We start from the raw sequence: 20,707 nt of genomic DNA, 5'->3' as shown, positions 1-20,707 counted from the left end.
TCAGACTGCTGCCGCGCCGCCGACGATTTCGGAGATTTCCTGGGTGATCGCTGCCTGGCGCGCCTTGTTGTAGACGAGCTGCAGGGTGCCGATCAGCTTGTTGGCGTTGTCGCTCGCCGCCTTCATCGCAACCATGCGTGCCGCATGCTCGGAGGCGACGTTTTCCAGCAGTGCCTGGTACACCAGCGACTCGATGTAACGCGTCATCACGTGCTCGAGCACGGTCGCGGCATCGGGTTCGTACAGGTAATCCCAGTCGTGGTGAGCGACCTGCTTCTCAGCCGGCGGCAGCGGCAGCAGCTGATCGAAGCTGGCCTTCTGCACCATGGTGTTCACGAAGCGGTTGTAGACCAGGTACACGCGGTCGATCTTGCCTTCGGTGAAGGCGTCGAGCATGACCTTGATCACACCGATCAGCGACTCCAGCTTCGGCACGTCGCCGATGTGGGTCACGCTGCCGACCATGTTGACCTTCACGCGGCGGAAGAAGGTCGAAGCCTTCTGGCCGATGGTCACCAGGTCCACTTCGGCACCCTTGTCCTGCCATGCCTTGGCTTCGCCCAGCATCTTGCGGAACAGGTTGTTGTTCAGGCCGCCGGCCAGACCGCGATCGGAGGAGATCACGATGAAACCGACCCGCTTGACCTGCTCGCGCTCGACCAGGAACGGATGCTGGTAGTCGGTGCTGGCCTGGGCCAGATGACCGATCACCTGCTTCATCGCCTGCGCGTACGGACGCGAGGTCTTCATCCGATCCTGCGCCTTGCGGATCTTGGAGGCCGAGACCATTTCCAGGGCGCGCGTCACCTTGCGGGTGTTCTGCACGCTCTTGATCTTGGTTTTGATTTCGCGTCCGCTTGCCATCTCTTGTTTCCCGTGGCGCGGGGCTGATGCCCCGCGTTGTTCAACCGTTTGTCATCTGGTCCAGCGGAGCCAGCGGCTCCGCTCTACAGGACCGCGATTACCAGCTGCCGGTGGTCTTGAACTCGGCGATGCCCTTCTTGAAGGCACCTTCGATGTCGTTGTCCCAACCGCCGGTGGCGTTGACCTTGCTGATCAGCTCGCCCTGGGTGTTGGCGAAGTGGGCGTGCAGGCCTTCTTCGAACGCCAGCAGCTTGTTGACCGGCACGTCGTCGAGGTAACCCTCGTTGACGGCGTAGATCGACAGCGCCTGGTTGGCGATCGACATCGGCGCGTACTGCTTCTGCTTCATCAGCTCGGTGACGCGCTGGCCACGCTCCAGCTGCTTGCGGGTCGCTTCGTCCAGGTCCGAGGCGAACTGCGCGAACGCAGCCAGCTCACGGTACTGGGCCAGCGAGATACGGATGCCGCCCGACAGCTTCTTGATGATCTTGGTCTGGGCCGAGCCACCGACGCGCGACACCGAGATACCGGCGTTCACGGCCGGACGGATGCCGGCATTGAACAGGTCGGTTTCCAGGAAGATCTGGCCGTCGGTGATCGAGATCACGTTGGTCGGAACGAAGGCGGACACGTCGCCGGCCTGGGTCTCGATGATCGGCAGCGCGGTCAGCGAACCGGTCTTGCCGGTGACCTTGCCTTCGGTGAACTTCTCGACGTATTCCTCGGACACGCGGGCCGCGCGTTCCAGCAGGCGCGAGTGCAGGTAGAACACGTCACCCGGGTAGGCTTCACGGCCCGGCGGGCGCTTCAGCAGCAGCGAGATCTGGCGGTAGGCCACGGCCTGCTTGGACAGATCGTCGTACACGATCAGCGCGTCTTCGCCGCGATCCATGAAGTACTCACCCATGGTGCAGCCCGAGTAGGCGCTGATGTACTGCATGGCGGCCGATTCGGAGGCGGTCGCGGCCACCACGATGGTGTGGGCCAGCGCGCCGTTCTCTTCCAGCTTGCGCACGATGTTGGCGATGGTCGACGCCTTCTGGCCGATCGCAACGTACACGCACTTGATGCCGGTGCCCTTCTGGTTGATCACCGCATCGATCGCCATGGCGGTCTTGCCGGTCTGGCGGTCACCGATGATCAGCTCACGCTGGCCACGGCCGATCGGGATCATCGAGTCGACCGACTTGTAACCGGTCTGCACCGGCTGGTCGACCGACTTGCGCCAGATCACGCCCGGCGCAACACGCTCCACCGGAGCGGTCAGGTCGGTGCCCAGCGGGCCCTTGCCATCGATCGGCTCGCCCAGCGCGTTGACCACGCGGCCCAGCAGTTCCGGACCGACCGGCACTTCCAGGATGCGGCCGGTGGTCTTGGCGACGTCGCCTTCGCGCAGGTGCTCGTAGTCACCCAGGACCACGGCGCCGACCGAGTCGCGCTCCAGGTTCAGGGCCAGGGCGAAGGTGTTGTTCGGCAGTTCGATCATTTCGCCCTGCATCACGTCGGCCAGACCGAAGATGCGCACGATGCCGTCGGACACGCTGGTCACGGTGCCTTCGTTGCGCGATTCCGCGGCCAGCTTGACCTTCTCGATGCGGTTCTTGATCAGTTCGCTGATTTCGGAGGGGTTGAGCGTGGTTGCCATCGTCAAGTCCTAGTGCCGGCAGCGGGGCCGGACGTTAAATGAATTCAGTTAGCGAGCGCGGTCTGCAGACGGGCCAGCTTGCCCTTCAGCGAACCATCGATGACCACGTCGCCGGCGTCGATCACGGCGCCGCCGATCAGCGAGGCATCGACCGCGGTGGTCACGTCGACCTCGCGGTTGAAGCGCTTGCGCAGCGCAGCCTTGATCGCGTCCAGCTCACCGGCCGACAGTTCGGCCGCCGAGGTCACCGTGGCCTTGACCACGTGCTCGGCTTCGGCGCGCAGGGCGTCGAACATGCCGGAGATTTCCGGCAGCAGCGGCAGACGATGCGATTCGGCCAGGATGGCCAGGAAGCGCGAGTAGGTCTCGCCGTGCGACACCGGCGCCAGCAGGGCGACGGCGTCGTCACGACCCAGCTCCGGGTTGGCGAGCAGGGCCGCCACGCGCGGGTCGGCGGCGACGTGGGCGGAGAACGCCAGGGCGTCCGACCACGGCGCGAACGCGCCTTCGTCGCGCGCGGTCGCGAACGCGGCGCGGGCGTACGGGCGGGCAAGCGTGAGGGCCTGGCTCATCCTTAGATCTCCGAGGCCAGCTCGTCGAGCAGCGCCTTGTGGGCGTTGGCGTCGATTTCGCGCTTGAGCAGCTTTTCGGCACCGGTCACGGCCAGCGCGGACACCTGCTTGCGCAGATCTTCACGGGCACGGTTGGCGGCGGCGTCGATTTCAGCCTGGGCCAGTTCCTTCTGACGGGTGGCTTCGGTGATCGCTTCGTTACGGGCAGCATCAACGATCTGGTTGGCACGCGCGTGGGCCTGATCGATGATCTCGTTGGCCTTGGTGCGGGCTTCCTTCAGCGCTTCGTTGACCTTCTCCTGCGCCTGGGCCAGGTCTTTCTGGCTGCGGTCGGCCGCGGCGAGGCCTTCAGCAATCTTCTGCTGGCGCTCTTCGATCGCGTTCATCAGCGGCGGCCAGATCTTGGTCGCGATGATCCAGATCAGACCAGCGAAGGCCAGCGCCTGCGCAAGGAGGGTGAAATTGATATTCATGGTTAGCTCGATCGCTGGTTTCGGGGTGGACGCGCCGCCGTAGCGGCACATCCGGCCTTCATCCGAAACCGGGTGCATCAGCACCCGGTCGTCTCAAACCGCTGTATCAGCCGGCCAGAGCCTTGGTGACGGCGCCAGCGAAGGCAGCCGACAGCGGGTTGGCGAAGGCCAGCAGCAGGCCAACGGCGACCGAGATGATGAACGCGGCGTCGATCAGGCCGGCGGTGATGAACATGCGGACCTGCAGGACCGGGATCAGTTCCGGCTGGCGCGCGGCCGACTCCAGGAACTTACCAGCCATGATGGCCAGACCCAGACCGGCGCCCAGCGCGGCCAGGCCGATCATGATGCCGACGGCAAGGGCGGTGGAGCTCTGAATCTGCGCGAAGTTGGTCAGGACGGCGAAGTACATGGTTATCTCCAGGAACTTAAGTTGCTAAGGGTGATGAAACGGATGAAGGTTGAAACGCGTTGAAGCTTGAAACTCAGTGAGCGTCTTCCGACAGGCTCAGGTACACGATCGACAGCATCATGAAGATGAAGGCCTGCAGCGGGATCACCAGCAGGTGGAACAGCATCCAGCCAAGGCCGAACGCACCACCGGCAATGGCACCGAAGAAACCGGCACCACCCAGCACCCAAATCAGCAGGAACACGATTTCGCCGCCGAACATGTTGCCGAACAGTCGCATCGCCAGCGAGATCGGCTTGCTCAGCCACTCGACGATGTTGAGGATCAGGTTGAACGGCATCATCCACTTGCCGAACGGCGCCGTCAGGAATTCCTTGATGAAGCCCAGCAGGCCCTTGGACTTCAGCGCGAAGAACAGCATCAGGAAGAACACGCTGATGGCCATGCCGAGGGTGGCGTTGACGTCAGCGGTCGGTACCGGCTTCCAGTAATGGATGCCCGCCCATTCCAGCGGCTTGGCGATGAAGTCGGCCGGGATCATCTTGATCAGGTTCATCATCAGGATCCAGAAGAAGATCGTGATGGCGATCGGCGTGACCAGCTTGCTCTTGCCGTGATAGGTGTCCTTGGCCTGTCGGTCGACGAACTCCAGGCAGATCTCGACGAAGGCCTGCCACTTGCCCGGCACGCCGGCAGTGGCCTTGCGGGTGCCCAGCCAGAACGCGACCACGATCACCAGGCCCATCAGGACGGCGGTGAGGAAGGTATCGACGTGGATATGCCAGAACATACCCTCACCCTTGCCGACCGGCGCGGTCAGGTTGTGCAGGTGATGCTGGATGTAGCTGGTAGGGGTTAGAGCCTCGCCCGCCATGTGTCCGGAACCTTCAGTTAATTGAATTCTGTCAACGCCTGGCCATGGCCAGGACCTGGAACATCAAGCCGACGGCGATACCGGCCAACAGCGCCAATGCAGGCAGCTTGAAGACCAGGAACCCCACCAGCAGGACGCCGAAAACCACGACCCACTTGGCCACGATCGCAATGATCAGGCGAGCCATCGCCGATCCTGCGGCCACCGCGCCACCGCCCAGTGCCATCCGTGCAGCCACCCAGCCACCGGCGGAAATCGCCACTCCGGACGCCAGCGCACCGAGGGCATATTTCGGACCCACCAGCAGGAAGGCCAGGGCCAGGACAGCGACCGCGGCCAGCGGGTAGACCGCGGCGCGCAGCATCAGTCGCCGACCCGCATCAACGGAGTTCAGCACAGGACGTCCCGCGTGGTTGCAAGTGGAAGGCTGAGGCGGCTAAAGCAGGGGGGCCTCATCGAGCCGCCAAATTATAGCAATGGGACAATTTGCGAGACAACCGCTGCCTGTTCATCCCTGGAAGCCGCAAGTTGCGGTAACGGTTACATTTTTGCGTGCCACCAGGGGGACAATGACGTCCGCACCATGTTGCGGCGCAGTATTGAACTTTGGTCGCAGGCTGCGGAACTTTCGTCAGGCATGCCGGTCCGATCATTCGACCTGCCTGCAGCATCCTCGTCGGCTCCACCCCGCAGGTCCCACGATGGCCCCGAAGCCCCGCTCCGGGGCCATCCTTTTGCAGGATCGCGACAGGGCTGAACCGTACACGCCCCATGGACCATACGTTCACGCATGGTGGACGCGTGCGTCCGGCACAGTGGTCTTCATTCTGATGAACCACTGCAAGGACTCTTCGATGCGCCCCGTACCCACCCTGCTCGCCCTTTCCCTGCTCGCCGCCGGCGCTTCGTTCGCCTCTGCGGCCCACGCCGCCGAAGGCGATGACCGCTTCGCCATCCGCCTGGGTGCGATGAACATCGACTCGGACAACACGCTGCGCGGCAGCACCACCGTGGCCGGCCAGGACATCTCCCTGGACCAGGACTTCAAGCTGGGCGGCAAGGAATGGGAGCCGCGCATCGACGGCATGTTCCGCATCAGCAACCGCCAGCGCCTGCTGTTCAACTACTTCAAGTACGACAAGGACCGCCGCGAGACGCTCGACCAGGGCATTTCCTTCGGCGGTGAGACGGTGCCGGCCGGCAGCTTCGTGAAGGGCGAGCTGAAGTACCAGGTGGCCAGCCTGGTCTACGACTACTCGGTCGTCGATACCGACACCTTCGACCTGGGCCTGCAGATCGGTGGCGAGTACGCCAAGGTGAGCACCAAGGGCTACGCCGACTTGGGCACTGTGTACGAAGGCCAGTTCCTCAACGAGAAGGCCGACGGCGTGGCACCGGTGGTGGGTGCACGCATGACCTTCACTCCGTCCGAGCGCTGGATGATCACGCTGCAGGGCCAGTACCTCAACACGCGCTGGGGCAGCTTCGATGACTACAAGGGCGACCTGAGCCGCGCCAATGCGATCGTTGATTATCGCTTCACCAAGAACTTCGGCGTGTTCGCCGGCTACGACTGGTTCAAGCTGGACGTGGACAAGAAGGGCAGCGACGGCACGGTCGGCCTGAAGCAGGAGTTCAAGGGCCCGGTGGCCGGCATCAGCTTCGTGTTCTGATCCCCTGCCCCTTCCACGGCATCTTCTCTCCTGGCGCGGCCTCCGGAACATCGGGGCCGCGTTTTTTGTGGGTTGCTGGCGAAGAGCAGAAGCGGGTTGGTCGAGCGCCGGAGGGAGCGGGGGCTGCGTGCGAATGTCCCCCGGCGCCGGCCTGCGGCCGGCACCTCCTCCTTTACTTCGCACACACCCCCCGCTCCCTCCGCGTGTAAGGCATCCCGGCGGCCCAGGCTGTGGCTCTCGACTATCCGCAAGTCGAGCCGCTGCGCGGGTGGCAATTGCCGTAGACGCATGCGTGGTCGAGCGCTGGAGGGAGCGGGGGCTGCGTGCGAATGTCCCCCGGCGCCGGCCTGCGGCCGGCGCCTCCTCCTTTACTTCGCACACAACCCCCGCTCCCTCCGCGTATCAGGCATCCAGGCGGCCGTGGCAGAACAGCCGGCTGTGGCTGCTCCGTCCGCAAGCCGGGCCGCTGCGTGGGTGGCAGGCGTCTGGACAAAGTAAAGGAGGAGGCGACCGCCGCAGGCGGGCGACGGGGGACATTTGTCGAAATGCCTGCCACCCACGCAGTGGCCCAGACCCTCGCGATGTGCTGCCGAAGGCATCCCCGCAGCCAACAAAAAACCCCGGCAGAAACCGGGGCTTTTCGTTCGGAACGGCGCGGGCGCCTTACTTCTTCTTCGGCATGTACAGATCGGTGATCGTGCCGTCGTAGATTTCCGAGGCCATCGCCACCGACTCGCTCAGCGTCGGGTGGGCGTGGATGGTGTGGCCGATGTCCTCGGCTTCCGCACCCATCTCAATCGCCAGGCCGATCTCGGCCAGCAGGTCACCGGCATGCACGCCAACGATCGCGCCACCGATGATGCGGTGCGTCTCTTCGTCGAAGATCAGCTTGGTGAAGCCCTCGGTGCGACCGATGCCGATCGCGCGGCCGCTGGCCGCCCACGGGAACTTGGCCACGCCGACCTTCAGGCCCTTGGCCTTGGCTTCGGTCTCCGTGACGCCAACCCAGGCGATTTCCGGGTTGGTGTAGGCCACCGACGGAATCACGCGGGCCACCCACTCCTTCTTGTGGCCGGCCGCCACTTCGGCCGCCAGCTTGCCCTCGTGCGTAGCCTTGTGGGCCAGCATCGGGTTGCCGACGATATCGCCGATGGCAAAGATGTGCGGCACGTTGGTGCGCATCTGCCGATCGACCGGGATGAAGCCACGATCGGTGACCTGCACGCCGGCCTTTTCGGCATCGATCTTCTTGCCGTTCGGCGAACGGCCCACGGCCACCAGCACGCGGTCGAAGGTGCCCTTCGCCAGCGCCGGCGCCTGGCCTTCCTCGGCGGCGTCGAAGGTCACGGTGATGCCCTTGGCGTCGGCAGTGACACCCGATGCCTTGGTCTTCAGGTGCACGTCGATGCCCTGCTTCTTCAGGCGGTCGGCCAGCGGCTTGACCAGGTCCTTGTCGGCACCCGGCATCAGCTGGTCCATGAACTCGACCACGGTGACCTTGCTGCCCAGCGCGCTGTACACGGTGGCCATTTCCAGGCCGATGATGCCGCCACCGACGACCAGCAGCGAGCCCGGCACTTCGGCCAGCTCCAGCGCGTCGGTGGAATCCATCACGCGCTTGTCGTCCCACGGGAAATTCGGCAGCTTCACCGCCTGCGAACCGGCGGCGATGATGCACTTCTGGAAGCGCAGCAGCTGGGTGCTGCCGTCAGCGGCGGTGATTTCCAGCTCGTTGGCCGAAACAAACCTGCCGACGCCCTGCACGTTGCGGACCTTGCGCTGCTTGGCCATGCCGGCCAGGCCCTTGGTCAGCTGGTTGACGACCTTTTCCTTGTACTCGCGCAGCTTGTCCAGGGTGATGGTCGGCTTGCCGAACTCGACGCCGAAATCACCGGCGTGGGCCACTTCGTCGATCACCGCAGCAGCATGCAGCAGCGCCTTGGACGGAATGCAGCCCACGTTGAGGCAGACGCCGCCGAGGCTGGCATAGCGCTCGACCAGCACCGTATCCAGGCCGACGTCGGCGGCGCGGAACGCAGCCGTGTAGCCGCCCGGGCCCGAGCCCAGCACGACCATCTCGCATTCAATGTCGGCCGGCTTGCCGCTGGACAGCGCCGGCTTCGGCGCAGCCGGTTCGGCCGGGGCACGGTGCGACGGGGTCACCGGCGGCTTGCTGGCCGGGGCGGCCGCAGCGGGCGCCGGCGCAGCGGCCTTGGCCGGGGCTTCGGCGGCACCTTCAGCATCCAGCACCACGACCACGGCGCCTTCGGACAGGGTGTCGCCCAGCTTGACCTTGATCTCCTTGACCACGCCGGCGGCCGAGGACGGCACTTCCAGGGTGGCCTTGTCCGATTCCAGGGTCACCAGACCCTGATCCTTCTTCACCGTGTCGCCGACGGCGACCAACACTTCAATCACCGGCACATCGCTGTAATCGCCGATGTCGGGAACCTTGACTTCAATCGTGGCCATGGTGGGTTTTCCTCATGCCCGGCCGGCGCCGCCGGCGGGCTGTCACTGCATCTGTTCACGCGGCCGCGCCAGGGGCAGCGGCCGCACGGTAGGGGCGAAGCGGTGCGTTACAGCAGCACGCGGCGCATGTCGGCCAGTACCTGCGACAGGTACGTGGTGAAGCGTGCGGCCAGGGCGCCATCGATGACGCGGTGGTCGTAGCTCAGCGACAGCGGCAGCATCAGCTTCGGCGCGAAGTCCTTGCCGTTCCAGACCGGCTGGATGGACGACTTGGAGACGCCCAGGATGGCCACTTCCGGTGCATTGACGATCGGGGTGAACGCGGTGCCGCCGATGCCGCCCAGCGAGCTGATCGAGAAGCAGCCGCCGCTCATGTCGGCCGGGCCCAGCTTGCCGTCGCGCGCCTTCTTGGCCAGTTCGCCGGTTTCCTGCGCGATCTGCACCACGCCCTTCTTGTCCACGTCGCGGATGACCGGCACGACCAGGCCGTTCGGCGTGTCGGCGGCAAAGCCGATGTGGAAGTACTTCTTCAGGGTCAGGTTTTCGCCGCTGGCATCGAGCGAGGCGTTGAACTCCGGGAACTTCTTCAGCGCCGCAGCGCTGGCCTTGATCAGGAAGGCGAGCATGGTCAGCTTGATGCCGGCCTTCTCGTTCTCCTTGTTCAGCGCCACGCGCAGGGCTTCCAGGTCGGTGATGTCGGCCTGTTCGAACTGGGTCACGTGCGGGATCATCGCCCAGTTGCGGGCCAGGTTCGCACCGGAGATCTTCTTGATGCGCGACAGCGGCTGGACTTCGGTCTCGCCGAACTTGCTGAAGTCGACCTTCGGCCACGGCAGCAGGTTCAGGCCACCACCGGCGGCGACGGCGCCACCGCCGGCAGCCGGCACGCCACCGCTGAGCGCGGCCTTGACGAACTTCTGCACGTCGCCCTTGGTGATGCGGCCGCCCTTCTCGGTGCCGTTGACCTGCAGCAGGTCCACGCCCAGCTCGCGGGCGAACACGCGCACGGCCGGGGTGGCGTACGGCACCTTGGCCGGCAGCACGCCGTCGGCGTTGAACTGCACCGGCGGGCTGGACGGGGTACCGGCCGAGGCGATCTCGCGGGCCGCCAGCTTGTCCGGCTGGGCCGGAACGGCCACCGGCTCGACCTTGGTGGCGGTCTCGGCAGCGGCCGGGGCGGCGGCAGCAGCGGCCTTGCTCGGGGCCGGTGCGGCAGCGCCTTCGGCCTCGATGATGGCGACCACGGCACCCTGCGACAGGGTGTCGCCGACCTTGACCTTCAGCTCCTTGACCACGCCGGCCACCGACGACGGTACTTCCATGGTCGCCTTGTCGCTTTCCAGCGTCACCAGGCCCTGGTCCTTCTTGACCGTGTCGCCCACGGCGACCAGCACTTCGATGACCGGGATGTCGGTGTAATCGCCGATGTCCGGCACCCGGGCTTCAACCGCACCGCCGCTGGCAGCCGGGGCAGCCGGGGCAGCCGGTGCGGCAGCCGCCGGGGCCGGCGCGCTCTGGGTGGCGGCAGCCGGGGCAGCGGCCTTGGCCGGGGCCGGTGCGGCGGCGGCCGGCGAGGCGGCTTCGCCTTCGGCCACTTCGATCAGCGCCACGACCTTGCCTTCGGACAGGCTGTCGCCGACCTTGACCTTGAGTTCCTTGACCACGCCCGCCACCGACGACGGCACTTCCATGGTCGCCTTGTCGCTTTCCAGCGTCACCAGGCCCTGGTCCTTCTTGACCGTGTCGCCGACGGCGACAAGCACCTCGATTACCGGGATATCGCTGTAGTCACCGATATCGGGGACAAGTGCTTCCTTGATTTCGGCCATGGGGATAACTCCGGCAATCTGGTGTAGGGAAACGTCTATTGTGCGGCCAGCGGGGGCCAGCGCCAACCGTTACAGGTGTTTTCAGTACACACGCAGCCGGGACAGGCTGTTGCCCATGGGTCGGGTGCGCGACCAGTCGGTAGCGTATTGTCCAGGCGATGTCCGCCTCATGTCGCCCGTGCGTCAGCGACCGGTTGCCAGGCCTTGCGCAGGCGCGGCAGCGACCACGCGGCATTGGCAGGGCTGGTTGACGGCAACGCGATCACCGGGGGCGACGCCTCCAGCCGCGGCAGCACCCAGCGCTGGAAGGCCTGCAGTGATGCACCGCCATTGCAGCCGATCAGCGTCAGCTCAGGCAGCGTGGCGATCAGTTCCGGCAGCGCATTGGCCACTTCGGTGCCGCGCACGATGTCCGCATCCAGGCTGCCGCGCCGCTCGCAGCGGCCGATCACATCCCACAGGCCGATGCCCGCAGCGTTCAACGCCTGCAGCCGCGCTGCATAGGGCAGGTCCACGCTGAAACCGCAGATGTCGGCCATCAGCGGCCAGAAGCGGTTGCGCGGATGGGCGTAATACCGCTGCTGCTGCAGCGATGCCACGCCTGGCATCGAGCCCAGCACCAGCACCCTGCAGTCCACGTTCACCTGCGCTTGCAGGCCGATGCACACCGTTGCTGTGCTCACATCTTCTCCAACTGCATGAATGTCACCGCGTGCCAGAAACCCCATGAATACAGGCATTCCGCACCGGTCGCTGAACAAGGAAAACTATTTTTTAACGTGCGTCGGATTCGATTCATGTTGGGGCGACTACGGTGTGCTCGCCCCGCAACCGGGGGCCCAAAACAAGAAACATTAGGAGATACCCCCATGCGCTCCATCCGTATCCTGAGTCTCGCCCTGCTGACCTCCGCCGCCTTCGCGCCGGCCGCTTTCGCCCAGGACAGCAGCAGCACCGACACCGCGTCGGGCAAGCATTTTGCCGTTGTCGGCGGCATCTCGCTGCTGGAACCGAAGAACGACCCGATCACCGGCGTGAAGAAGACCGATGGTGGCCCGGCGCCGACCGTCAGCTTCAGCTACTACATCAACGACAACTGGGCCGTTGAACTGTGGGGCGCTGCCGACAAGTTCGAAAACAAGTTCAAGGGCCCGAACAACGCCCGCCTGGGCTCGGTCGAGCAGCAGCCGGTCGCGCTGAGCGGCCAGTACCACTTCGGCCAGGCTGACAACGTGTTCCGCCCGTTCGTGGGCGTGGGTTACTACCAGTCGAGCTTCAGCAACGAGAAGCTGGGCAACGGCGCTGACACCGACATCCGCTTCAAGGATGCCAAGGGCGTGATCGGTACCGTCGGCGTGGACATGAACATCAACTCCACCTGGTTCGCCCGTGCCGACGCCCGCTACATGCGCGCCCGCCCGGACGTGAAGGTTGGCGGCGAGAAGATCGGCGAAGCCAAGATGGATCCGTGGACCGTCGGCTTCGGCATCGGCGCCCGCTTCTGATCCAGGCAGCACCTGGTTCACGGATGTAACGCGACGGGCCCTTCGGGGCCCGTCGTCGTTTCCGTCACCCGCGTTCTGTAGAGTCGACTGACAGTCGACTCTACGCACACACAGGACGCGGAGGCCCGATGGACGACCTCGACCTGCTGGTCATCGGTGGCGGCATCAACGGCGCCGGCATCGCCCGTGACGCCAGCGGCCGCGGCCTGCGCGTCCTGCTCTGCGAGCAGCATGACCTGGCCGCACACACCTCCAGTGCCAGCAGCAAGCTGATCCATGGCGGCCTGCGCTACCTCGAACAGGGCGAGTTCGGCCTGGTGCGCAAAGCGCTGGGTGAGCGTGAGACGGTACGCCGGCAAGCCCCTCACCTGGTCCATCCGCTGCGTTTCGTCCTGCCCTGGGAGCCGCACCTGCGCCCGCGCTGGATGCTGCGCGCGGGACTGTGGCTGTACGACCATCTGGGCCGGCGCAGCCCTGCGTTCCCCGCATCGCACGCACTGGACCTGCAACGCGATCCGCTGGGTCGCTGGCTCTCCCCCTCGTTGCGGCACGGCTTCAGCTACGCCGATGCGCAGGTCGATGACGCGCGGCTGGTGCTGCTCAACGCCCTGGATGCCGCGCAGCGCGGCGCACAGGTGCGGGTCCGCAGCCACTGCATCGACCTGCGCCCCGTGCAGGGCCGATGGCAGGCCATTCTGGAATCCGCCGATGGCCAGCCGCACCCGGTGACGGCGCGCGCCGTTGTCAATGCGGCTGGTCCGTGGGCCGGTGGCCTGCTGGAACAGATGCAGGGGCGCGGCGATGGCCCCGCGCTGCGCCTGGTGCAGGGCAGCCACATCGTGCTGCGCCGCCCCTGGCCCAGCGACAGCGCCTGCCTGCTGCAGCAGCCCGATGGGCGCGTGGTGTTCCTGCTGCCCTTCGCCCACGACCACCTGCTGGTCGGCACCACCGACACCGACTATCGCGGTGACCCGGCGCGCTGCAGCGTGCTCCCTGCGGAGGTGACGTACCTGTGTGATGCGGCCAATCGCTACCTGCGTGATCCCATCGCAGCGGAAGACGTGGTCTGGCGGTTCGCTGGCGTACGCCCGTTGCTGGCCGATCCCGATCCGCGTGCGGCACGACTCAGCCGTGATTACCGTCTGCAGCTGCAGTCCCACCCGGCACCGGCGCTGCATGTGCTGGGCGGCAAGCTGACCACCTACCGGGTGCTGGCCGAGGAGGCGCTGGAGCTGCTGCGGCCAGCGCTGCCACAGATGGGGCCGGCGTGGACGGCAGGCGGAGACCCGCTGCCGGGCAGCGACTGGGGCGACGCCACGCAGGCGTGCTCGCGCCTGCAGTCACTGGCACCGTGGTTGCCGAGCGGGATCGCACAGCGCTGGGCCGGGGCCTACGGCAGTCGCAGCGCGGAACTGCTGCAGGGTGTACAGGGCCTGCACGACCTTGGCGAGGCGTTTGGCGGCGGCCTGCATGCCTGCGAAGTGGACTTCCTGCGCAGGCATGAGTGGGCGCTCGACTCCGACGATGTGTTGTGGCGCAGGAGCAAGCTGGGGTTGCGGCTGGATGCTGCGCAGGTGGCACGGCTGCAGGCGTGGATGGAGGGTCGGATCCCTTTCCCACAGAAAGGGCTTTGAGCCCCGTATTGCCACGTGTGCCAACCAAGGTTGGCAGCTACCAGGGCAGCCGCGCGCAACGCGATCGATGCATTAGGATTTCCCCATCGCCATCGGAGACGCTGCATGACGCCCCGCTACGTGCTGGCCATCGATCAGGGCACCACCAGTTCGCGCGCGATCCTGTTCGACCGCGCCGGCGACATCGTCGGCAGCGCACAGCGCGAGTTCGCGCAGATCTTCCCGCATCCCGGCTGGGTCGAGCATGACCCGCGCGAGATCCTCACCAGCGTCTATGCCACGTTGACCGAACTGCTCAGCCGCGGGCAGATCGACCCGCGCCATATCGCCGCGCTGGGCATCACCAACCAGCGCGAAACCACCGTGGTGTGGGACCGTACCACCGGCCAGCCCATCCACAACGCCATCGTCTGGCAATCGCGGCAGAGCCACGCCATCTGCGAGCGCCTGAAGTCCGGAGGGCATGAAGCGCTGATCCGCGAACGGACCGGCCTGTTGATCGATGCGTATTTCTCCGCGACCAAGGTGCGCTGGATCCTCGACCACGTGGAAGGTGCGCAACAGCGCGCCGAGCGTGGCGAGCTGCTGTTCGGCACCATCGACAGCTGGCTGGTGTGGAACCTCAGCGGCGGCCAGGCGCATGTGACCGACTACAGCAACGCGGCGCGCACCCTGTTGTTCAACATCCACACGCTGGATTGGGACGACGACCTGCTGGCCCTGCTCGACATCCCGCGCGCGATGCTGCCGCAGGTGCGCGACTCCAGCGCGGTGTACGCGCATACCCGGCCGCAGTTCTTCTTCGACCACCCGATCCCGATCGCCGGCATCGCCGGTGACCAGCAGGCCGCGCTGTTCGGCCAGGCCTGCTTCCAGCCGGGCATGGTCAAGAACACCTATGGCACCGGCTGCTTCATGCTGATGCACACTGGCGCGCAGGCGGTGCGCTCGCGCAATGGCCTGTTGACCACCATTGCCTGGGGCCTGGACGGGCGCGTGGAGTACGCACTGGAAGGTTCGATCTTCATCGCCGGCTCGGTGGTGCAGTGGCTGCGCGACGGGCTGCGCATGATCGAACGCGCCAGTGACAGCCAGGCACTGGCCGCGCAGGTGCCCGACAGTGGCGGCGCCTACCTGGTGCCGGCGTTCGTCGGCCTCGGTGCGCCCTATTGGCGCAGCGATGTGCGCGGTGCGATGTTCGGGCTGACCCGGGGTACCCGCAAGGCGCATTTCGTGCGCGCGGCGCTGGAAGCGATGGCCTACCAGACCCGCGACGTGCTCGATGCGATGCAGTCCGATGCTGGTATCGCGCTGAGCGAACTGCGCGCCGACGGCGGCGCGATCGGCAACGACTTCCTGGCCGGTTTCCAGGCGGACATTCTCGGTGTGCCGCTGTTGCGGCCGCGGCTGACCGAAACCACCGCGCTGGGCGCGGCCTACCTGGCCGGGCTGGCGGTAGGGTTCTGGTCCAGCCGTGAACAGATCGCCGCGCAGTGGGGGCTGGACAGGCGCTTCGAGCCGCAGATGGACGCGGCCCGGCGCGAGCGGCTGTACGCGGGATGGCAGCAGGCCGTCGCTGCCACCCTCGCCTTCCACGTCGATTGAGGGTAGTGCCGGCCGCTGGCCGGCAGCCCCGTGATCTTCGCAATGCAATGCTCGGTGATTGCCGGCCAGCGGCCGGCACTACCGTACGGTCGGAACGCCGGCAGCACCGCGCCCTTGTACTTGGTCTCGATGATCGCCGCGCAGTGGGGGCTGGATGGACGCGGCCCGGCGCGAGCGGTTGTACGCGGGGTGGCAGCAGGCCGTCGCTGCCACCCTCGCCTTCCACGTCGATTGAGGGTAGTGCCGGCCGCTGGCCGGCAGCTCCGTGATCTTCGCAATGCCCGGTGATTGCCGGCCAGCGGCCGGCACTACCGTACGGTCGGAACGCCGGCAGCACCGCGCCCTGGTACTTGGTCTCGATGATCGCCGCGCAGTGGGGGCTGGATGGACGCGGCCCGGCGCGAGCGGCTGTACGCGGGATTGAGGGTAGTGCCGGCCGCTGGCCGGCAGACCCGTGATCTTCGCAATGCTCTGTGATTGCCGGCCAGCGGCCGGCACTACCACACAGTCAGAACGCCGGCAGCACCGCGCCCTTGTACTTGGTCTCGATGAAGGCCTTCACCTGCGGGCTGGTCAGCGCCTTGGCCAGCTTCTGCACGCGGGCGTCGTCCTTGTTGTCCGGGCGCGCGACCAGGAAATTCACGTACGGCGAATCCTTGCTCTCGATCGCCAGCGCGTCCTGGGTCGGGTTGAGGCCGGCATCCAGCGCGTAGTTGGTATTGATCAGCGCCAGGTCGACCTGGTCCAGCACGCGCGGCAGCATCGCCGAATCCAGCTCGCGGAACTTCAGGTTCTTCGGGTTGGCGGTGATGTCGCGCTGGGTCGACAGTGCATTGGTCGGGTCCTTCAGCTGAATCACGCCGGCCTTGTGCAGCAGGATCAGCGCGCGGCTGTTGTTGCTCGGGTCGTTCGGGATCACCACGTCGGCACCTTCGCGCAGCTCGGCCAGCGACTTGACCTTGCGCGAGTAAGCGCCGAACGGCTCGATATGCACGCCGATCACCTTCACCAGGTCGGTCTTGCGGTCGCGGTTGTACGCATCCAGGTACGGCTCGGTCTGGAAGTAGTTGGCGTCCACCTGCTTCTGCACCAGCTGGTCGTTGGGCTGCACGTAGTCATTGAACACGCGCACGTCCAGGTCCACGCCTTCCTGCTTGAGGATCGGCTTGACCACCTCGAGGATCTCGGCGTGCGGCACGGCCGTGGCGGCCACCACCAGCTTCTGCGAGGGCTCGCTGGACGTGCCGCAGGCGGTCAGGGCCAGCGCCGCGGCGAGCAGGGGCAACAACAGGGTCTTCTTCATGGGGGACGGGATTCTCGGGGGGAGTGTCAGGAGGGTTCGTAGTTGCTCAGCGCCAGCTCAAGCAGCGCCTTGGCCTGCTCACGCAGCATCATCGGCTCGACGATCTCGGCATCCGATCCATAGTGCAGCACGTCCATCAGCAACTCGCGCGAGACGCTGTACGGCACCTTCAGCTCATAGCGGCCGTCGGCCAGGAAGCGGCCCTGCTGCTTGGAATGCCAGTGCTCGTCGGCCACCCAGCGCGCGGCCTTGGCGCTGAACAGGATGGTCGCCCACCCCTTCGGCGCACCGGAGAAAATGCCGTAGCTGGCGCCGAGCTGCTCGTCCAGCTCGCTGTCGGCGACGTCGCGGGCGGTGCTGTCGACCACCCGTGCCTTGTGGATGCGGTCCACTGCAAAACTGCGCAGGGCCTCGCGGTCGTGGTCCCAGGCGTCCAGGTACCAGTTGTCGCGATAGTGGGTCAGGCGCTGCGGCGAGACCGTGCGCTTGGTCGGCTCGTCGGTGGAACGGGCGCGGTACTCGAATGCCAGCTGGCGACGCTCCAGCACGGCCGAAGCGACGCTGCGGAAGCTGCCCTCGTCAAACTTGCGGCCGCGATGCGGGATCACCCGCACGCGGTCGACCGGCCAGCTGGAGACGCCCGCCTGGGCGGCCAGCAGGCTCTCGATGCGCTGCTGCAGCGGTGCCAGCACCGAGGACAGCACGCCACCGCCGGTACGCGCCAGCAGGTGCTGGGAGGCCAACAGCGCATGCAGCTCCTCCGAGCTGAGCCATAGGCCGGGCAGCTCGAAGCGATCGCTCTCGTCGGCCTGGTAGCGGAAGCCCGCCTCGCCGTCGCCCTCGATCGGTGCCATCAGCGCGTCGCGCAGGAAGGCCAGATCGCGGTACACGGTGGCACGGGAACAACCGAGCTTGTCCTGCAGGGTCGCCACCGTGACCGGATAGCGCGCGGACTTGAGCAGACGATGCAGGGCGGTGATGCGTTCGTATCGGTCCATGCCCCCGATTATGTCCGAGTCGCGGGTCTTGTGTGGGACGTTTGGGCTATCGTGGTCGCCCCCACCCCATGGAATGCCCGATGCGCCGGTTGCCCGCCCTGTCCCTGCTGGCCTGCCTGCTGCTGGCCGCCTGTGATCGCGCGCCCGCGCCGGCCGGCACCGCGGCCCCCGTGCCAGCCGCCGACCCGGCGCAGGCGGTGCTGGGCGCCAGCCAGCGTTTCGCGGCCCTGCGCAGCTTCCACGCCGAACTGGAGGTCCTGGGCGCACCGCAGCCGGTGCGCAGCGCCATGGATTTCGTCGCGCCCGATCGATTCCGGGTGCAGACCCCGGCCGGTCCGCAGACCATCATCGGCGACACCCTGTTCCTGCAGGCCGACGGCGCGATCCGCCAGGTACCGACGCCGCCCGGCCTGCTGGAGCAATGGCGCAACCCGCTGCCGGCCGACGCCCTGCCGGCCGATCTGCAGGCCGAAGACCTCGGCAGCCAGGCGCTGGACGGGGTCCAGACCCGTCACTACCGGCTGCGCGGTGCCCAGCCCGGCGAACGCCTGGAATACTGGGTGGATGCCCAGGGCCTGCCGCGGCAGATCGTGCGCAGTGGCAGCAGCCATGGCCGCAGCTTCCAGCTGCGCCTGCGCTATTCGCGCTTCAACGACCCGGCATTGCACGTCGATCTGCCCTGAATAGGGGATCGCAGCAACGCTTGCTGAAGCGCGCATTGGATCGATTCGGACCGCCATCACGCTTCCAGTATCATCACCGGCTGTCAACCGTTCCGGAGAACCCTCGATGTCCCTGCGCGTGTCCCTGCTGGTCCCCCTGCTGCTGTGTGCGCCGCTCGCATACGCGCAGGATGCCTCCGAGCTGGCGGCGATGTCCTCGCCGTGGAGCGGCAGCGGCGGCGAGCTCGGCTTTGCGTCGGCACGCGGCAACAGCAGCACCGAGAGCTTCAACGGCCGCCTGCGCCTGCGTTACACCGACGGCGACTGGGTGCACAGCATGGACCTGTTCGGCCTGCGCTCCAGCTCCAAGGTGACCGAGACCAATGACGACGGCACCACCACCCGTCGCAACAACACCACTGCCAACCGCTACACCGGCAGCGCCGGCAGCGCGCTGCAGCTGGGCGAGCACCGCCAGCTGACCGCCACGGTGCGTACCGAGCGCGACGACTTCGCCACCTACGACCGCCAGAGCTCGTTCGGTCTGGGCTATGGCACCCGCCTGTGGAACACCGAGCGCTTCTCGTTCGACGCGCAGATCGGCCCCGGTGTGCGCCGCACCCACAGCACCGAAGACGACCGCACCCGCACCGGCCTGATCGGCCGTGGCCTGTTCGACATGAAGTATTCGCTGACCGACAACACCGACCTGGTCAACACCCTGCTGGTCGAGTCCGGCTCGTACAACACCTTCGGCCAGAACGACTTCGGTGTCTCGGTGAGCATGAACGAGCACCTGGCGCTGAAGGCCGGCTGGCAGGCGCGTTACAACAGCGACGTCGCCGAGGACAAGCGCAAGACCGATACGCTGACCACGATGAACGTGGTCTACAAGTTCAAATAAGCAGAACGGGCGCCCAGGGCGCCCGTTCCTCTTTCGGTAGTGCCGGCCGCTGGCCGGCAACTGCATTCAATCGGGGCACGCGGTTGCCGGCCAGCGGCCGGCACTACCGGCGATGGCTCAGGCGTTCAACAGCTCGCCGGCGCCGCCATCCAGCAGCTGCCTGGCCACCTGCTGGCCGAGCGCCTCCGGGTCGCTGCCCGGGCCCACGGCTTCGGCACGCACCGCGCGGCCATCGCTGGCACTGCCGACCAAGCCCTGCAGGTGCAGGTCGTCGCCCTGCCACTGCGCAATGGCCGCCACCGGCACATGGCAGCTGCCATGCAGCGCGCGGTTCATTGCCCGCTCGGCTTCCACGCAGGCGCGCGTGGCTGCGTCATCAAGCGTGGCGAACAGCGCCCGCAGGCGCGCATTGCCGCCATCACATTCCACCGCGACGGCGCCCTGTGCCGGCGCCGGCAGCCACTGTGGCGGCTGCAGGCGCGCGACGATGCGAGCGCCCAGGCCGAGGCGCTCCAGGCCGGCCACGGCCAGCACGATCGCGTCGTAGCCGCCATTGTCGAGTTTGGCCAGGCGCGTGTTGACGTTGCCACGCAGGTCCAGCAGCTGCAGGTCCGGGCGCAGCGCGCGCAGCTGGGCCTGGCGGCGCAGCGACGAAGTACCGACCCGGGCACCGATCGGCAGCGCGTCCAGCGAGGCATACAGGTTGGAAACAAAGCCATCGGCCGGATCGTGGCGGGGCAGGATTGCCGGCAGCGCGAACGGCTCGTCCAGTTCCATCGGCACATCCTTCAGCGAGTGCACCGCGCAGTCGGCCTCACCGCGCAGCATGGCCAGCTCCAGTTCCTTCAGGAACAGGCCCTTGCCACCGATCGCGGCAAGCGAGCGATCAAGCACCTCGTCACCGCGGGTGCTCATCGGCACCAGTTCCACATGCACGCCGGGATGGGCCTGGCGCAAGCGGTCGGCGACGTGTTCGCTCTGCCAGAGGGCGAGCGGGCTCTTGCGGGTGGCGATGCGGACGGTTTCCATCCGGCCATTATCGCGCCTTCGGCGCGGATACGGCCAACGGCGGAGCCCCTCGTGGCTGGGGGTATCAAAGCAGAAGCCGTGCTTGGCCGGGGCGGTGGGGTCATGCGGGGACGCCGTGAACCCATCCCTGGGGGCTTGGCCGCGGCATCCATGCCGCGGACACCCCGCATGACCCCACCGCCCCGGCCTTTGACAGTTTCCGTGTGCGCCAGCCACGGAAGATCAAAAGAAAAATGAAGAAGCAAAGGCAACA

General features: G+C 66.6%; 19 protein-coding genes. 6 read left to right on the top strand and 13 right to left on the bottom strand.

The window, feature by feature from the left end; genetic code table 11:
- The 7 genes from atpG to LRM18_RS08765 form a co-directional block, all read right to left on the bottom strand.
- A complete protein-coding gene (gene atpG / locus LRM18_RS08795; RefSeq protein ID WP_005411129.1) occupies positions 1–864 on the bottom strand; it encodes a F0F1 ATP synthase subunit gamma in 864 nt (287 codons plus the stop codon).
- Between the two features lie 97 nt (positions 865–961).
- Complete coding sequence (atpA, locus tag LRM18_RS08790; RefSeq protein ID WP_005419511.1) at positions 962–2,509, bottom strand: F0F1 ATP synthase subunit alpha; 1,548 nt, start codon at positions 2,507–2,509, stop codon at positions 962–964.
- A gap of 44 nt (positions 2,510–2,553) precedes the next feature.
- Positions 2,554–3,081 (bottom strand): F0F1 ATP synthase subunit delta, encoded by a 528-nt coding sequence (locus LRM18_RS08785; protein WP_049466594.1) that lies wholly within the window; start codon positions 3,079–3,081, stop codon positions 2,554–2,556.
- A 2-nt stretch (positions 3,082–3,083) separates the two neighbouring features.
- The gene (locus tag LRM18_RS08780; RefSeq protein WP_005419512.1) at positions 3,084–3,554 is read right to left on the bottom strand and encodes a F0F1 ATP synthase subunit B; all 471 of its coding nucleotides are present in this window, start codon (positions 3,552–3,554) and stop codon (positions 3,084–3,086) included.
- Positions 3,555–3,660: 106 nt separating this feature from the next.
- Positions 3,661–3,966 carry a F0F1 ATP synthase subunit C gene (atpE, locus tag LRM18_RS08775; RefSeq protein ID WP_005411133.1) on the bottom strand — a complete coding sequence of 102 codons (306 nt, stop codon included), beginning with the start codon at positions 3,964–3,966 and terminating at the stop codon, positions 3,661–3,663.
- 73 nt (positions 3,967–4,039) lie between these two features.
- Positions 4,040–4,840 (bottom strand): F0F1 ATP synthase subunit A, encoded by an 801-nt coding sequence (gene atpB / locus LRM18_RS08770; RefSeq protein WP_049466592.1) that lies wholly within the window; start codon positions 4,838–4,840, stop codon positions 4,040–4,042.
- A 31-nt stretch (positions 4,841–4,871) separates the two neighbouring features.
- On the bottom strand, positions 4,872–5,237 hold the full coding sequence (locus tag LRM18_RS08765) for a hypothetical protein (RefSeq protein ID WP_014648497.1): 366 nt from the start codon (positions 5,235–5,237) through the stop codon (positions 4,872–4,874).
- A gap of 457 nt (positions 5,238–5,694) precedes the next feature.
- Between LRM18_RS08765 and LRM18_RS08760 the strand changes: the two genes are divergently transcribed.
- Positions 5,695–6,513, top strand: a complete 819-nt coding sequence (locus tag LRM18_RS08760) for a hypothetical protein (protein WP_049466590.1) — start codon at positions 5,695–5,697, stop codon at positions 6,511–6,513.
- 663 nt (positions 6,514–7,176) lie between these two features.
- Here the strand turns inward: LRM18_RS08760 and lpdA are convergent.
- The 3 genes from lpdA to LRM18_RS08745 all read right to left on the bottom strand — a co-directional run bounded on the left by lpdA (position 7,177) and on the right by LRM18_RS08745 (position 11,497).
- Complete coding sequence (gene lpdA, locus LRM18_RS08755) at positions 7,177–8,985, bottom strand: dihydrolipoyl dehydrogenase (RefSeq protein ID WP_057494523.1); 1,809 nt, start codon at positions 8,983–8,985, stop codon at positions 7,177–7,179.
- A 107-nt stretch (positions 8,986–9,092) separates the two neighbouring features.
- Entirely contained in the window at positions 9,093–10,814 is a 1,722-nt protein-coding gene (aceF, locus tag LRM18_RS08750; protein ID WP_150827067.1) for a dihydrolipoyllysine-residue acetyltransferase, read from the bottom strand.
- 167 nt (positions 10,815–10,981) lie between these two features.
- Complete coding sequence (locus LRM18_RS08745) at positions 10,982–11,497, bottom strand: DNA-deoxyinosine glycosylase (RefSeq protein WP_270953579.1); 516 nt, start codon at positions 11,495–11,497, stop codon at positions 10,982–10,984.
- A 186-nt stretch (positions 11,498–11,683) separates the two neighbouring features.
- On the opposite strand from LRM18_RS08745, the gene LRM18_RS08740 reads away from it, so the two are divergent.
- The 3 genes from LRM18_RS08740 (at position 11,684) to glpK (ending at position 15,558) form a co-directional block, all read left to right on the top strand.
- On the top strand, positions 11,684–12,319 hold the full coding sequence (locus tag LRM18_RS08740; protein WP_019660737.1) for an OmpW family outer membrane protein: 636 nt from the start codon (positions 11,684–11,686) through the stop codon (positions 12,317–12,319).
- Positions 12,320–12,447: 128 nt separating this feature from the next.
- Positions 12,448–13,953: a glycerol-3-phosphate dehydrogenase gene (glpD, locus tag LRM18_RS08735; RefSeq protein WP_270953573.1), complete on the top strand. Its 1,506-nt coding sequence runs from the start codon at positions 12,448–12,450 to the stop codon at positions 13,951–13,953.
- A 105-nt stretch (positions 13,954–14,058) separates the two neighbouring features.
- Positions 14,059–15,558: a glycerol kinase GlpK gene (glpK, locus tag LRM18_RS08730; protein ID WP_270953571.1), complete on the top strand. Its 1,500-nt coding sequence runs from the start codon at positions 14,059–14,061 to the stop codon at positions 15,556–15,558.
- Positions 15,559–16,066: 508 nt separating this feature from the next.
- Here glpK and LRM18_RS08725 read toward each other — a convergent pair.
- Both LRM18_RS08725 and LRM18_RS08720 read right to left on the bottom strand, forming a co-directional pair.
- Positions 16,067–16,861, bottom strand: coding sequence for a MetQ/NlpA family ABC transporter substrate-binding protein (locus LRM18_RS08725; protein ID WP_270953569.1), 795 nt, complete (start codon positions 16,859–16,861; stop codon positions 16,067–16,069).
- Positions 16,862–16,887: 26 nt separating this feature from the next.
- On the bottom strand, positions 16,888–17,859 hold the full coding sequence (locus tag LRM18_RS08720) for a YafY family protein (RefSeq protein ID WP_049467495.1): 972 nt from the start codon (positions 17,857–17,859) through the stop codon (positions 16,888–16,890).
- A gap of 80 nt (positions 17,860–17,939) precedes the next feature.
- Here LRM18_RS08720 and LRM18_RS08715 point away from each other — a divergent pair, with 80 nt between their 5' ends.
- Both LRM18_RS08715 and LRM18_RS08710 read left to right on the top strand, forming a co-directional pair.
- Positions 17,940–18,542: a hypothetical protein gene (locus tag LRM18_RS08715; protein WP_053461456.1), complete on the top strand. Its 603-nt coding sequence runs from the start codon at positions 17,940–17,942 to the stop codon at positions 18,540–18,542.
- A 106-nt stretch (positions 18,543–18,648) separates the two neighbouring features.
- A complete protein-coding gene (locus LRM18_RS08710; protein WP_014648509.1) occupies positions 18,649–19,425 on the top strand; it encodes a DUF481 domain-containing protein in 777 nt (258 codons plus the stop codon).
- A 117-nt stretch (positions 19,426–19,542) separates the two neighbouring features.
- Here LRM18_RS08710 and hemC read toward each other — a convergent pair whose 3' ends face one another.
- Positions 19,543–20,454, bottom strand: coding sequence for a hydroxymethylbilane synthase (gene hemC, locus LRM18_RS08705; protein ID WP_270953564.1), 912 nt, complete (start codon positions 20,452–20,454; stop codon positions 19,543–19,545).
- Positions 20,455–20,707 lie beyond the last annotated feature (253 nt).

This window comes from Stenotrophomonas sp. PI_27, assembly GCF_027854495.1.
In the GTDB taxonomy this organism is placed as follows: Bacteria; Pseudomonadota; Gammaproteobacteria; order Xanthomonadales; family Xanthomonadaceae; genus Stenotrophomonas; species Stenotrophomonas pavanii.
Note: the sequence above shows the minus strand (reverse complement) of the source record. Positions and strands in the feature narration are given on the sequence as shown.